This is a genomic window from Achromobacter veterisilvae (assembly GCF_900496975.1).
Classification (GTDB): Bacteria; Pseudomonadota; Gammaproteobacteria; order Burkholderiales; family Burkholderiaceae_B; genus Achromobacter; species Achromobacter veterisilvae.
The window spans coordinates 1-14010 of the sequence record NZ_UFQC01000071.1 but is presented as its reverse complement, the minus strand read 5'-3'; the positions used below and the strand labels follow the sequence as shown (position 1 = coordinate 14010).

Genomic DNA, 14010 nt, shown 5'->3' with positions numbered 1-14010 from the left:
CTCAGGCCGGGGGCATCGCCGGCGCCCGCGGCCGCCAGGGCCTGGGCCGGCGTCACGGAAAGGGCGGCGGCGTCCAGCGGCGCCAGGTGGGCCAGCCGTTCCTGCTGCGCAAGCTTGGGATAGCCCACGTACATCATCACCATGCCGGACAGAAACCACATGGCGAAGAACAGGCACAGCACGATGCCCGCCCATCGGTGCGTGAGGTAGAGCCAGCGCTTGGCCCGGGCGGACAGCGGCGGGCCGGCGGGCCGCCGCGGGGAGGATCGGGAAAAGATGGCGCTCATGGAAATCTCGGTGGCGGACCGGCATGCGCGCCCCGGTTCGTCCGGCGCGGAGCCGGGGGCGCGACAGGCTGTCGGATCGCGCCAGGCGCGGAACCGCCTGGCGATCGGGACGCAGCGGGGCAGCGGCGGGCGGCCGTCAGGCCGCGGGCCGCGCCGGCTCAGGCCGCCGGCGGTGCGCGCGGCTGCGCCGCGCTCCAGGCGTGAAGGGGATGCGCCGTCAGGAAAAACAGCGGCGGATAGCCGACGGCGCGGGCCGCCGGGGCCGGCAGCACCGGGACGGGCGCGGGCAGGATGGCGGCGTCGGCCTGCGGGTTGCGGCAGAACGGGCAGTGCTGGCCGTCGCCGTGCGCGCCGCCATGGTCCGCGCCGCGGTCGTCGCCGCTCAGGTCCAGCGGCACCGACGATGCGCCGTCCGCGGCGCAATATTCGACGCTGATGCGCTGGCCGGCCCGGTCTTGCTGGCCCATGCCCAGCGCGTGCGCCAGCGAGGGCGCGAGCGACGCCCACAGGATCGCGGCGAACGCGAGCCAGAGGGCCGGGCGGGTCAGGAACGAGGCGGTGCGCATGGCTGCCGATTATATCGGAGCAGGCCCGCCGGGACCCCTATACCGACAGGTGCCGGCGCACGTCTTCCCCGTCGATCTCCGCGCGGCCGCCGCTGGCCGCCACCTCGCCCCGCGACAGCACCACGAACTGGTCCGCGAGTTCGCGGGCGAAGTCGAAGTATTGCTCGCACAGCAGGATGGCGATGTCGCCGCGCTGCCGCAGCATGTGGATGACGCGGGCGATGTCCTTGATGATGGACGGCTGGATGCCTTCGGTGGGTTCGTCCAGGATGATGAGCCGCGGTTCGGCCACCAGCGCGCGGGCGATCGCCAATTGCTGCTGCTGCCCGCCGGACAGGTCGCCGCCGCGGCGCGGCAGCATGTCCGCAAGCACGGGGAATAGTTCGAAGACCTCCGCCTTGATGCGGCGCGCGCGCGCCGCGGGCTTGGAGGCCATGCCCATCAGGATGTTCTCTTCCACCGTCAGGCGGGCGAAGATGTCGCGGCCCTGCGGCACGTAGGCCATGCCGCGGGCGGCGCGCTGGTGCGGCGCCAGCCGCGTGATGTCCTCGCCGTCGAAGGCGACGCGGCCGCGCGCCACCGGCAGCACGCCCATCAGGCACTTGAGCAGCGTGGTCTTGCCCACGCCGTTGCGGCCCAGCAGCGCCAGGCATTCGCCCTGGCGCAGCGACAGCGATACGCCGCGCAGGGTATGGCTGCCGCCGTAGTATTGGTCGATCGCGTTCACTTCCAGCATGTCAGCGCCCCAGATAGACTTCGATGACGCGCGGATCGGCCTGGACCTTGCTCATCGGCCCCTCGGCCAGCACCGAGCCTTCGTGCAGCACGGTGACCTTGCCGTCGCCCGCGATCTGGTTGACGAAGTCCATGTCGTGCTCCACCACCATCAGCGAATGGCGCCCGCGCAGTTCGTTCAGCAGTTCGCCGGTGCGTTCGGTCTCGGCATCGGTCATGCCGGCCACCGGCTCGTCCAGCAGCAATAGCCGCGGTTCCTGCATCAGCAGCATGCCGATCTCCAGCCACTGCTTCTGGCCATGCGACAGCAGCCCGGCCGGCAGCGCCGCCGCGGGCCGCAGCCGGATCAGGTCCAGCGTTTCGCCTATCCGGTCCGCCTGCTCGCCGGTCAGGCGCGCAAACAGCGTGGGGCGAACGCGCTTGTCCGTCTTCATCGCAAGCTCCAGGTTCTCGAAGACGGTGTGCTGCTCGAACACCGTGGGGCGCTGGAACTTCCGGCCGATGCCGGCATGCGCGATCTGCGCCTCGTTCAGCAAGGTCAGGTCGATGCTCTGCCCGAAGTAGGCGGTGCCCGAAGTGGGGCGCGTCTTGCCCGTGATCACGTCCATCATCGTGGTCTTGCCCGCGCCGTTGGGGCCGATGATGCAGCGCAGTTCGCCCACGCCGATGTCCAGCGTCAGGTCGTTCAGGGCCTTGAAGCCGTCGAAGCTGACCGTGATGCTTTCCAGGTAGAGGATGGCGCCGTGGCTGGTGTCCAGCCCGCCGGGGCTGACGCGGCCGTAGCCGGCTTCGCCGCTGGGGCCGCCGTCCAGCGCGGCCGATTCGATGTGCGTGCTCGTCATGCCTTGCTCTCCTGGTATCGGGCGGCCAGCCGGCGGGCCAGGCCGACGATGCCGGCGGGCAGGAACAGCGTCACCAGCACGAAGATGAGGCCCAGCGCGTACAGCCAGAATTCCGGCAGCACGCTGGTGAACCAGGTCTTCAGGCCGTTCACGGCGCCCGCGCCGATGATGGGGCCGACCAGCGTGCCGCGCCCGCCGGTGGCGACCCAGATCACCATTTCGATGGAGGTTTCGGTGGACATCTCGCTGGGGTTGATGATGCCGACCTGCGGCACGTAGAGCGCGCCCGCGATGCCGCACAGGACGGCCGACAGCGTCCAGACGAACAGCTTGAAGCCCAGCGGGTCGTAGCCGATGAAGCGCACGCGGCTCTCGGCGTCGCGCACGGCGGTCAGGACCCGGCCCAGTTTGCTCTGCGTGACCGCGCGCGCCAGCACCAGCGCGCCCGCCAGCGCGGCCAGCGTGATCCAGTACAGCGCCGCGCGCGTGCCGGGCGCGGTGATGTCGAAACCCAGGATGCGCTTGAAATCGGTGAAGCCGTTGTTGCCGCCGAAGCCGGTGTCGTTGCGGAAGAACAGCAGCATCGCGGCGAACGTCAGCGCCTGCGTGATGATGGAGAAGTAGACGCCCTTGATGCGCGAACGGAAGGCGAAGTAGCCGAACACGAAAGCCAGCGCGCCCGGCACCAGCACGACCAGCAGCATGGCGTACCAGAAGTGTTCGGTGAAGGACCAGTACCAGGGGTAGGACTTCCAGTCCAGGAACACCATGAAGTCGGGCAGGTCGCTCTGGTAGACGCCGTCGCGGCCGATGGCGCGCATCAGGTACATGCCGTGCGCATAGCCGCCCAGCGCGAAGAACAGGCCGTGGCCCAGCGACAGGATGCCGGCATAGCCCCAGACCAGGTCCAGCGCCAGCGCGGCCATGGCGTAGCACATGAACTTGCCCAGCAGGGCGACGGCGTAGGCGGACACGTGCAGCGCGTGGCCCGGCGGGAACGCCAGGTTGAGCAGCGGCAGCAGGGCCAGCGCGGCCGCCGCCGCGGCCAGCGCCGCCCACGCGCGGCCCGAGAACAGCGGGCGGCGCGCCAGGAGGGAGGGATCGGTCAGCGCGGTCTGTTTCATTCGGCGCTCCGGCCGCGGGGGGCGAACAGGCCTTGCGGCCGCTTTTGGACGAACAGCACGATGAGCGCCAGGATGGTGATCTTGGCCATGACGGCTCCGGCGTAAGGTTCGAGGAATTTGTTGACGCCGCCCAGGCCCAGCGCGGCGATGACGGTGCCGGCCAGTTGGCCCACGCCGCCCAGCACCACCACCATGAACGAATCCACGATGTAGGCGCGGCCCAGGTCCGGCCCGACGTTGCCCAACTGGGACAGCGCCACGCCCGCCAGCCCGGCGATGCCGGACCCCAGCCCGAACGCCAGCATGTCGACGCGGCCGGTGGGCACGCCCACGCAATCGGCCATGCGGCGGTTCTGCGTGATGGCGCGCACGAACAGGCCCAGGCGGGTGTGGTTCAGCAGCGTCCAGACGAGGAAGACGACGAAGAAGGCGAAGCCGATGATCGCGAGGCGGTTGTAGGTCAGCACCAGGCCGTCCAGCACGGTGATGCCGCCGGACATCCAACTGGGGTTGCCGACCTCCACGTTCTGCGCGCCGAACAGCGTGCGCACGCCCTGCATCAGCATCAGGCTGATGCCCCAGGTGGCCAGCAGCGTTTCCAGCGGCCGGCCATAGAGCCAGCGGATGACGGTGCGCTCCAGCGCCATGCCCACCAGCGCCGTCACCACGAAGGCCAGCGGCAGCGCGGCCAGCACGTACCAGTCCATCCAGCCCGGCAGCCAGGCGCGGAACAGCGACTGCGTCACGTAGGTCACGTAGGCGCCGATCATCAGCAGTTCGCCGTGCGCCATGTTGATGACGCCCATCAGGCCGAAGGTGATGGCCAGGCCCAGGGCCGCCAGCAGCAGGACGCTGCCCAGGCTGATGCCGTAGAAAAGATTGCCGGCCCATTCGATCGTCGCCAGGTGGCGGTCGATCTGCGTAAGCGCGTGGGCCGCGGCCTCGCGCACGCCGGCGTCCGGCTCGGCGTGGACGCCATCGCGTTCCTGCGTCAGCGCGGCCAGGGTGGGTCGGAAGGCGGCGTTGCGGGTGCCGCCCAGCAGTTCGACCGCGTGGCGCCGCTTGGCGGGGTCGGTGCTTTTCAATTCCAGGTTGGCCTGCGCGATGAGCAACGCGTCGCGCACGGCCTCGTTCTTTTCGGCTGCCAGCGCTTTTTCCAGCATCGGCAGGCGGGCGGGGTCGCCCGTCTGCTGCAGCCGCCGGGCCGCGTCCAGGCGTTCGTTGGGGCGCTCGGAGAACAGGCGCGAACCGGCCAGCGCGGCCTCGATGGCGCGGCGCAGGCGGTTGTTGATGCCGATGGTGCCCGCGCCCGCGGGCAGCTCGGCGGCGGCGCCGGTCGCGGGATCGGTGGCGCGCGCGCCGCCTTCGCCGATCAGCACGCGGCCGTCGGCCGCCGCGTAGAGCCGGTCGTCGCCCAGCGCCTGCAGCACCGCCGCCGCGCCGGGATCGGGCAGTTGGCCCAGCGCGGCAATCGCCCGCAGCTTGGCGTCCGTATCGTCGCCGGCCAGCGGCGCAAGCAGCGCCGGATCCACGCCGGCCGCTGGCGCCTGGGCGGCCAGCAGCGGCATGGACAGCAGCCACGCGAGAAGGATACGACGCAGGAAGTGTGCGATTGCCGCGATGCGCATGGCGGTTTCCGACTAGAGGCCTTGCTTGCTTTCATTGCCCGCGATGTACGGGCTCCAGGGCTGGGCGCGGATCGGGCCCTTGCTCTTCCACACCACGTTGAACTGGCCGTCCGCCTTGATCTCGCCGATGTAGACCGGCTTGTGCAGGTGGTGGTTGGTCTTGTCCATTTCGATGGTGTAGCCGTCGGGCGCGTTGAATTGCTGGCCGCCCATGCTGGCGATCACTTTGTCCACGTCCGTGGTCTTGGCCTGCTCGACCGCCTGCTTCCACATCTGGATGCCGATGTAGGTGGCTTCCATCGGGTCATTGGTCACGACCGTGCCGGCGTTGGGCAGGTTCTTGGCCTTGGCGTAGGCTTTCCACTTCTTGATGAACTCCTCGTTGACCGGGTTCTTGATCGATTCGAAGTAGTTCCATGCGGCCAGGTGCCCCACCAGCGGCTTGGTGTCCACGCCGCGCAGTTCCTCTTCGCCCACCGAGAACGCGACCACCGGAACGTCGGTGGCCTTCAGGCCGGCATTGCCCAGCTCCTTGTAGAAGGGCACGTTGGAGTCGCCGTTGATGGTGGAGACGACGGCCGTCTTGCCGCCCGTGGCGAACTTCTTGATGTTGGCCACGATGGTCTGGTAGTCGGAATGGCCGAAAGGCGTGTAGACCTCGTCGATGTCGCTGTCCTTCACGCCCTTGGAGTGCAGGAAGGCGCGCAGGATCTTATTGGTGGTGCGCGGGTAGACGTAGTCGGTGCCCAGCAGCACGAAGCGCTTCGCGCCGCCGCCGTCTTCGCTCATCAGGTATTCCACGGCGGGGATGGCCTGCTGGTTGGGCGCGGCGCCCGTGTAGAACACATTCTTCTCCAGCTCCTCGCCTTCGTACTGCACGGGATAGAAGAGCAGGCCGTTCAATTCCTTGAACACGGGCAGCACGGACTTGCGCGATACCGAGGTCCAGCAGCCGAAGACAACGGCCACTTTGTCCTGGGACAGCAGTTGGCGCGACTTCTCGGCGAACAGCGGCCAGTTCGACGCGGGGTCCACCACCACGGCTTCGAGCTTCTTGCCCAGCACGCCGCCGTTGGCGTTGATTTCGTCGATGGCCATCAGGGCAACGTCCTTCAGCGACGTTTCCGAAATGGCCATCGTGCCCGACAGGGAATGCAGGATGCCGACCTTGATGGTGTCGCCGGCGGCATACACCTGCGGCATCCAGCCGGACATGGCCAGCAGGCTCACGGCGGTCAGTTGCTTGAGGGCTAGTCTGCGTTTCATGATGACTCCTGAATGGAATGCGCCGGAAACCGGCGGGAACGATCTGAACAACACCCGACAACCCGGGACTCCAAAGCAAAACGCGTGCCAACCGCGGTTCGGTGACGGTCCGCCATATGGAAAGGGGGATAGGCAGCGGGTCCGCGGCCGCCCGGCGAGCGCGGCGCGGCGGGTTCAAGCTGGTGCCCGATGCACAAGATGAGTGCGCGTTCCGCCCGCTAGCGGTGCGGCCGGCGGCGCGGGCGCGCGGGCTTGCGCGGCGCGCCGCGGCACGATGAGAGGGAGACGCGGGGGCGCGGCCGACATGGCACGCCGATTGCTTGGGAATCCGTACTTGTATACAAGAAAGGATTCCAGCATGAACGCCGTAGCAACGCAGAAGGGTCCCGAAGGTTGGACGATTGCGCAGTGGCAGGCCGCCTACCGCGATGAAGGGGCCACCCCCGAAGTGCTGCTGGCCGCGTGGGCCGCGCGCGGCGGCCCGCCGGACAATGCGTGGATCAAGCGAGTGGACGGCGCGATGCTGGCCAGGCAGCTCGACGAACTGAGCGGGCTGCTTGCGGCCGCGGACGGCGACCTGGCGCGCCTGCCGCTGTATGGCGTGCCGTTCGCCGTCAAGGACAACATCGACGCGGCCGGCTGGCCCACCACGGCCGCCTGCCCCGAATTCGCCTATGTGCCCGACGAAGACGCCACCGTCGTCCGTCGCCTGCGCGAGGCCGGCGCCATCCTGGTGGGCAAGACCAACCTGGACCAGTTCGCCACCGGGCTGGTGGGCACGCGTTCGCCGCACGGCGCCGTGGCCAACGCCTTCAGGCCGGAGTACGTCAGCGGCGGATCCAGTTCCGGTTCCGCGTCCGTGGTGGCGCGCGGCCTGGCGGCGTTCTCGCTGGGCACGGACACCGCGGGCTCGGGCCGCGTGCCGGCGGGCTTCAACAATATCGTCGGCCTGAAGCCGACCCGGGGCTGGCTCAGCACGGCCGGCGTGGTGCCCGCGTGCCGCACGCTGGATTGCGTGTCGGTGTTCGCGCTGACGGTGGACGACGCCGAACTCGTGGCCGGCATCGCGGGCGGCTACGACGAGCGCGATCCCTATTCGCGCGCGCAACCCGCGGAAAACGCGCGTCCATGGACCGAGGCCCCCCGGCTGGCGATTCCCGCGCAACTGGAATTCTTCGGCGATGCGCAAGCGGCGGCCGCCTTCGACGACGCGGTCCGCGCCTTGAAGGAAGACGGCGCGCGCGTGGAGACGATCGACTTCGCGCCGTTCGGCGAACTGGCCGCCTTGCTCTATTCGGGACCCTGGGTGGCCGAGCGTTTCGCCGCCGTGGAAGCCCTGTGGAACAAGGCGCCCGGCGCCCTGCACCCGGTGGTGCGCGGCATCGTCGAGCAGGCCGCCCGCTATAGCGCGCTGGACGCGTTCAAGGCGGAGTACCGCCGCGCGGAGTTGTCGCGGCGTATCCACCGGTCGCTGGACGGCTTCGACGCGCTGGTCGTGCCGACCGCGCCGTCGATCTACACCATCGCCGAATTGCAGGCCGACCCGGTCGAATTGAATTCGCGGCTGGGCATCTATACCAATTTCGCCAACCTGGCGGACCTGTCGGCGCTGGCCATGCCGGCCGGCATGCGCGAAGACGGCCTGCCCTCCGGCATCACGCTGATCGGCCTGGCGTGGCAGGACGCGGCGCTGGCGGCGTTCGGCCGCCAATGGCAGGCCCGGCGCGGCCTGCCGTTGGGCGCCACCGGCGCGCCCTTGCCCGCGGCCGGGGCCGCGCCCAAGGCGCCCGGGGACACCGTGCGCGTGTCGGTCGTGGGCGCGCATCTTTCCGGCATGCCGCTGAACCACCAGTTGACCTCGCGCCGCGCCGTGTTCGTGGAGAAGACGCGGACCGCGGGCGATTACCGGCTGTACGCGCTGGCCAACACCACGCCGCCCAAGCCCGGCCTGGTGAAGTCCGGGACCGGCGCGCCCATCGAGGTCGAACTCTGGGACGTGCCGCTGTCGGCCTTCGGCGCCTTCGTGGCGGAAATCCCCGCGCCGCTGGGCATCGGCACGCTGGAGCTGGAGGACGGCCGCGAGGTCAAGGGATTCATCTGCGAGCCGCGCGGCCTGGACGGCGCGCGCGATATCACCGCGTTCGGCGGCTGGCGCGCCTATCTGGCCAGCCTCGCCGCCTAACCCCCAGACACCAGGGAGCCGAATCGTGTTCGATACCGTACTGATTGCCAACCGCGGCGAAATCGCCGTCCGCGCCATCCGCAGCCTCAAGCGGCTGGGCATCCGCAGCGTGGCCGTTTATTCCGATCCCGACCGCAATGCCGCGCACGTGCGCGAGGCCGACGTGGCCGTGGCGCTGGGCGGCGAGAAAGCAGCCGACAGCTATCTGCGCATGGACCTGCTGCTGGCCGCCGCGCGCGAGCACGGCGCGCAGGCGATCTACCCCGGCTACGGCTTTTTGTCCGAGAGCGCGGACTTCGCGCAGGCCTGCGAAGCGGCGGGCATCGCGTTCGTGGGACCCACGCCCCTGCAGATCCGCGAATTCGGCCTGAAGCACCGCTCGCGCGAACTGGCCGCCCAGGCCGGCGTGCCGATGACGCCCGGCACCGGCCTGCTGGCCAGCCTGGGCGAAGCCCTGTCGCAGGCCGAGCGCATCGGCTATCCGGTGATGCTCAAGAGCACCGCGGGCGGTGGCGGCATCGGCCTGTCGCGCTGCGACAACGAGGCCGAACTGACCGTGGCCTTCGATAGCGTGCAGCGAATGGGCGAGCATTTCTTCCGCGACGGTGGCGCGTTCCTCGAACGCTATGTGGACAATGCCCGCCACGTCGAGGTGCAGATCTTCGGCGATGGCGCCGGCCGCGTCCTGGCGCTGGGCGAGCGCGACTGCTCGGTGCAGCGGCGCAACCAGAAGGTCATCGAGGAAACCCCAGCGCCGCTGCTGCCCGCCGCCACGCGCGCGGCGCTGCACGCGGCGGCCGTGCAGTTGGGGGCATCGGTGAACTACCGCTCGGCCGGAACGGTGGAGTTCATCTACGACCCGGCGCGCGACAGCTTTTACTTCCTGGAAGTGAACACGCGGCTTCAGGTCGAGCATCCGGTGACGGAGGAAGTCACCGGCCTGGACCTGGTCGAGTGCATGCTGAGGGTGGCGGCGGGCGAGCCGCTGGACGTGGCCGCCCTGTCGCGCGCGCCGCGGGGCGCGTCGATCGAGGTGCGCCTGTACGCCGAAGACCCGCTGCGCCAGTTCCAGCCGTCGCCGGGCGTGCTGACCGAAGTGTCGTTCCCGGACGGCGTGCGCGTGGACGGCTGGGTCGAGACGGGCACCGAGGTGCCGGCCTTCTACGATCCTCTGCTGGCCAAGCTGATCGTGCGAGCGGATACGCGCGAGGCCGCGCTCGACAAGCTGTCCGACGCCCTGGCCAAGACGCGCCTGCACGGCATCGCCACCAACCTGGACTATCTGCGGCAGATCGTGGCCGACGCGCGTTTCCGCGCCGGCGAGGTGTCCACGCGCTTCCTGGAAGGCTTCGCCTACCGGCCCGCCGCGATCGAGGTGCTGGAGGCGGGCACCTACACCAGCGTGCAGGACTACCCGGGGCGCGTCGGCTACTGGGATATCGGCGTGCCGCCGTCCGGCCCGATGGACGACTACGCCTTCCGCCTGGCCAACCGCATCGTCGGCAACGCGGAAAGCGCGGCGGGGATCGAGGCCACGCTGGTGGGGCCCACCCTGCGCTTCCATGGCGACGCCATCGTGGCGTTGACCGGCGCGGCCTGCGCCGCGACCCTGGACGGCGAGCCCGTGCCGATGTGGCAGCCGGTGCCGGTGCAGTCCGGCCAGGTGCTGTCCACCGGCCGCGCGCTGTCGGGCTGCCGCAGCTATCTGGCCGTGCGCAACGGACTGGACGTGCCCGTCTACCTGGGCAGCCGCTCGACGTTCGCGCTGGGCCAGTTCGGCGGCCACGCCGGCCGCACGCTGCGCGTGGGCGACATGCTGCCCGTGGTGCGCCCCGAACTGCCGGGTACGGAGGCGGCCCCGGCCGTCGCGCCGCCGCGGGCCGCGCCCGCCGAGCTGATTCCCGCCTATGGCAACACCTGGGAAATCGGCGTGCTGTACGGCCCGCATGGCGCGCCCGACTTCTTCCGGCCCGAGGCGATCGAGGCGTTCTTCGCCGCCGACTGGGAAGTGCACTACAACTCCAACCGGCTGGGTGTGCGCCTGATCGGCCCCAAGCCCGCCTGGGCGCGCGAGGACGGCGGCGAGGCGGGTTTGCATCCCTCCAATATCCACGATTGCGAATACGCCATCGGCAGCATCAACTTCACGGGCGACAGCCCCGTCATCCTGACGCGCGACGGCCCCAGCCTGGGCGGCTTCGTCTGCCCGGCGACTATCGCGCGGGCCGAGCTGTGGAAGGTCGGCCAGGTCAAGCCCGGCGACCGCATCCGCTTCGTGCGCATCGACTATGCGCGCGCCGTGGCGCTGGAGCAGGCGCAGAACCGCAGCGTGGCGGAACTAGCGGCCGCCGCGCCCGCGGCGACCGGGCCGTCCCCGGCGCCGGCCACCGCTTCCGAAGCCATCGTGGCCGCGTTGCCGGCTGAGGGCGCGCGCCCGTCGGTGTCCTACCGCCAGGCGGGCGACGGCTACCTGCTGCTGGAGTATGGCGACAACGTGCTGGACCTGGCGCTGCGCATGCGCATCCACTTGTTGATGGAGGCGCTGCATGCCGATCCCGTCGCGGGCGTGCTGGAGCTGTCGCCGGGCGTGCGCTCGCTGCAGATCCGCTACGACAGCGGCGTCATCGCGCAAGGCGCCCTCATTGCCCGCCTGCTGGAGATCGAGGCGGGCCTGGCCGACGTGAGCACGTTGAAAGTGCCCACGCGCGTCGTTTATTTGCCGATGGCATTCGAGGACTCGGCCACGCTGGACGCGGTGCAGCGCTATCAGGAGACCGTGCGCGCCAGCGCGCCGTGGCTGCCGAACAACGTGGATTTCATCCGGCGCATCAACGGCCTGGCGAGCCGCGGCGACGTCCGCCGCATCGTGTTCGACGCCAGCTATCTCATCATGGGCCTGGGCGACGTGTACCTGGGCGCGCCCTGCGCGGTGCCGATAGACCCGCGCCATCGCCTGCTGACCTCCAAGTACAACCCGGCGCGCACCCACACGGCCGAGGGCACGGTGGGCATCGGCGGCGTTTATATGTGTATCTACGGCATGGACTCGCCCGGCGGATACCAACTGGTCGGACGCACGCTGCCGATCTGGAACAAGTTCCTGAAGAACCCGGTGTTCCGGGACGGCAAGCCCTGGCTGCTGCGCTTTTTCGACCAGGTGCGCTTCTATCCCGTCACCGAGGCCGAGCTGGACCGGCTGCGCGAGGACTTCCGCGAAGGCCGCGCCACCGTGCGGATCGAAGAAGAGATGTTCGACTTCGCCGAGCACCGGCGCTTCCTGGCGGAGCAGGCGGACAGCATCGCCGCGTTCCAGACGCGCCAGAAGGCCGCTTTCGACGCCGAGGTCGCGCTATGGAAGACCGAGGAAGCCCCGGCGGAACCGCCGGCCTCGGAACCCGAGGCCGCCGCGGCCCTGCGGGAGGGCGAACGCCTGGTCAGCGCCGACATGTGCGGCAACGTCTGGAAGATCCCGGTGCAGGTGGGGCAGAGCGTCTCGGCCGGCGATACGCTGGTGGTGGTCGAGGCCATGAAAATGGAGCTGTCGGTCATCTCGCCCGCGTCCGGAACCGTTACCGCCATCCGCTGCACGCCGGGCAAACCCGTGAACGCGGGCGATCCCCTGATCGTGCTGGCCGAGGACGCGGCGTGCGCGGTGGCCGGATGATGCGGCTGGAATCCGTGCAGATCGGTCCGGGCATCCGGCAGGCGCCGGCCCTGGCCGGTTCGCTGGCCGAGCAGGTCTATCTGCGCATCAAGGACGACCTGTTCGACTTCCGCATGCTGCCGGGCGAACGCTTCACCGAAGCCGACCTGGCGGCGCGGCTGGGCGTCAGCCGCACGCCGGTGCGCCTGGGCCTGGCGCGGCTGGAACGCGAAGGCTTCGTGCTGGCGCAGCCGCGCAGCGGCTGGCAGGTGCGGCCGTTCGACTTCGAGCGTTTCGAGGCGCTGTACGACGTGCGCGTGGTGCTGGAACAGGCGGCCGTGGAAAAGCTGTGTGCCCGCGAGCGCATGGACGAGGCGGGCATCCTGGGCGCGCTCACGGACGTGTGGCTGGCGCCGCCCGCGCAGCGCATCCTGGACGGCCGCCTGGTGGCGCGGCTGGACGAGGCTTTTCATTGCTCGCTCGTCGCCGCCGCCGGCAACCCCGAGATGGCGCAGATCCACGGCGACGTGACCGAGAAGATCCGCATCGTGCGGCGCCTGGACTTCACCAAGGATTTCCGCGTGGACGCCACCTACGAAGAACACGCGGCCATCCTGCGCGCGGTGCTGGCGCGTCGCGCCGACGAAGCGGCGCGCCTGCTGCGTTCGCACATCGGAATGAGCAAGGCCGAGGTCCGCAGGATCACGCTGCACATGCTGCACGAGGCGCGGGAGAAGGGCGGCCCAGGTGCCTGACACCCGTACGAGATGGGCTTCATCCTGCCCCGGCGCTTCCCGGGTGTCAGACACCCCGCGAGGCACCAGCGTCATACGCAGTGCATTCCGTACGGGTGTCAGACACTTGTGCAGCCGGCCCGCTCCCATACGCCAGGTGTCTGACACCCGTACGAGATGCGCTCCATCCTGCCCCGACACTTGCCGGGTGTCAGACACCCCGCGAGGCGCCAGCGTCATACGCAGTGCATTCCGTACGGGTGTCAGACACTTATGCAGCCGGCCGCTCCCATACGCCAGGTGTCTGACACCCGTATGAGACGCGCTCCATCCTGCCCCGGTGCTTCCCGGGTGTCAGACACCCACAACCCAGTGTCTGACACCCGGCAAGACCATCTTCGCCTGGGCCAGCATCTCGTACGGGTGTCAGACACTGACTTGCACAGCGGCAGTTCGCAGACTCATCCCTGCAACTGCTTATAAACCTCCTGCGACACGCGTTGCAGTTCCTCCCGGCTGACCGCGCCCGACAGCGCGTAGCCGAACTGCCCTTCGACCCAGTAGAACACCCGCACCGGCCCTTCCTGCGTGAACTGGAACGCCGTCTGTTCGCCCGTCGCCTCGCGGGTGACGTACAGCGTCAGCCGCTGCCCGTCACCCGCGCCGTACATGAAGAGCGCGACCGGCCCCGCGCCGCCGGGCAGCAGGCGTCCGCCCATGAGTTCATAGCCGGCCTGCGACAGCGACGGCGCGCGCACGGGCGCGCCCATGCGCTTGGTCAGCCACGTCACCAGGCCTTTCTCGTTGTCGACGCCGACTTCCACGGGACGCCCCATGTCGGGCGCATAGACCGCGTGCGCGATGGCGGCGCGCTGCGCATAGCCGCCTGCGGCGCGGTCCGGGGCGGCGGTGGCCAGCACCGTCTGCAAGTGGCGGGCGTCCATCGCGCCGCGCACGGTCCAGGCCGCGCCGGCGCTGACGGCGGCGACCGCCACGCCGGCGG

Annotated in this window: 10 protein-coding genes and 1 pseudogene; 3 read left to right on the top strand and 8 right to left on the bottom strand. The window is 69.8% G+C overall.

Annotated elements, in window-relative coordinates; translation table 11 throughout:
• The 7 genes and pseudogenes from AVE30378_RS31700 to urtA all read right to left on the bottom strand — a co-directional run.
• Nucleotides 1–287: pseudogene (locus tag AVE30378_RS31700) on the bottom strand (PepSY domain-containing protein); the annotation flags it as partial.
• Between the two features lie 158 nt (nucleotides 288–445).
• A complete protein-coding gene (locus tag AVE30378_RS31695; RefSeq protein WP_129247076.1) occupies nucleotides 446–853 on the bottom strand; it encodes a DUF2946 family protein in 408 nt (135 codons plus the stop codon).
• A 37-nt stretch (nucleotides 854–890) separates the two neighbouring features.
• Complete coding sequence (gene urtE / locus AVE30378_RS31690; RefSeq protein WP_129247073.1) at nucleotides 891–1589, bottom strand: urea ABC transporter ATP-binding subunit UrtE; 699 nt, start codon at nucleotides 1587–1589, stop codon at nucleotides 891–893.
• Nucleotide 1590: 1 nt separating this feature from the next.
• A complete protein-coding gene (gene urtD / locus AVE30378_RS31685; protein ID WP_129247072.1) occupies nucleotides 1591–2430 on the bottom strand; it encodes an urea ABC transporter ATP-binding protein UrtD in 840 nt (279 codons plus the stop codon).
• Complete coding sequence (gene urtC, locus AVE30378_RS31680) at nucleotides 2427–3554, bottom strand: urea ABC transporter permease subunit UrtC (protein WP_129247070.1); 1128 nt, start codon at nucleotides 3552–3554, stop codon at nucleotides 2427–2429. Before urtC ends, urtD begins: the two co-directional genes overlap by 4 nt.
• Complete coding sequence (gene urtB / locus AVE30378_RS31675; RefSeq protein ID WP_129247068.1) at nucleotides 3551–5182, bottom strand: urea ABC transporter permease subunit UrtB; 1632 nt, start codon at nucleotides 5180–5182, stop codon at nucleotides 3551–3553. The genes urtC and urtB overlap by 4 nt, the downstream gene beginning before the upstream one ends.
• Nucleotides 5183–5194: 12 nt before the next feature.
• Nucleotides 5195–6448, bottom strand: coding sequence for an urea ABC transporter substrate-binding protein (urtA, locus tag AVE30378_RS31670; RefSeq protein ID WP_129247066.1), 1254 nt, complete (start codon nucleotides 6446–6448; stop codon nucleotides 5195–5197).
• Nucleotides 6449–6806: 358 nt separating this feature from the next.
• On the opposite strand from urtA, the gene atzF reads away from it, so the two are divergent.
• From atzF to AVE30378_RS31655, 3 genes are read left to right on the top strand one after another with little or no spacing between them, the layout of a single operon-like run.
• Nucleotides 6807–8630: an allophanate hydrolase gene (gene atzF, locus AVE30378_RS31665; protein WP_129247064.1), complete on the top strand. Its 1824-nt coding sequence runs from the start codon at nucleotides 6807–6809 to the stop codon at nucleotides 8628–8630.
• Between the two features lie 25 nt (nucleotides 8631–8655).
• Nucleotides 8656–12294 carry an urea carboxylase gene (gene uca, locus AVE30378_RS31660; RefSeq protein ID WP_129247062.1) on the top strand — a complete coding sequence of 1213 codons (3639 nt, stop codon included), beginning with the start codon at nucleotides 8656–8658 and terminating at the stop codon, nucleotides 12292–12294.
• Nucleotides 12291–13028, top strand: a complete 738-nt coding sequence (locus AVE30378_RS31655; RefSeq protein WP_129247052.1) for a GntR family transcriptional regulator — start codon at nucleotides 12291–12293, stop codon at nucleotides 13026–13028. Before uca ends, AVE30378_RS31655 begins: the two co-directional genes overlap by 4 nt.
• A 440-nt stretch (nucleotides 13029–13468) precedes the next feature.
• Here AVE30378_RS31655 and AVE30378_RS31650 read toward each other — a convergent pair.
• The coding region (locus tag AVE30378_RS31650; RefSeq protein WP_165360355.1) for an anti-sigma factor family protein at nucleotides 13469–14010 on the bottom strand (542 nt) is incomplete at its 5' end.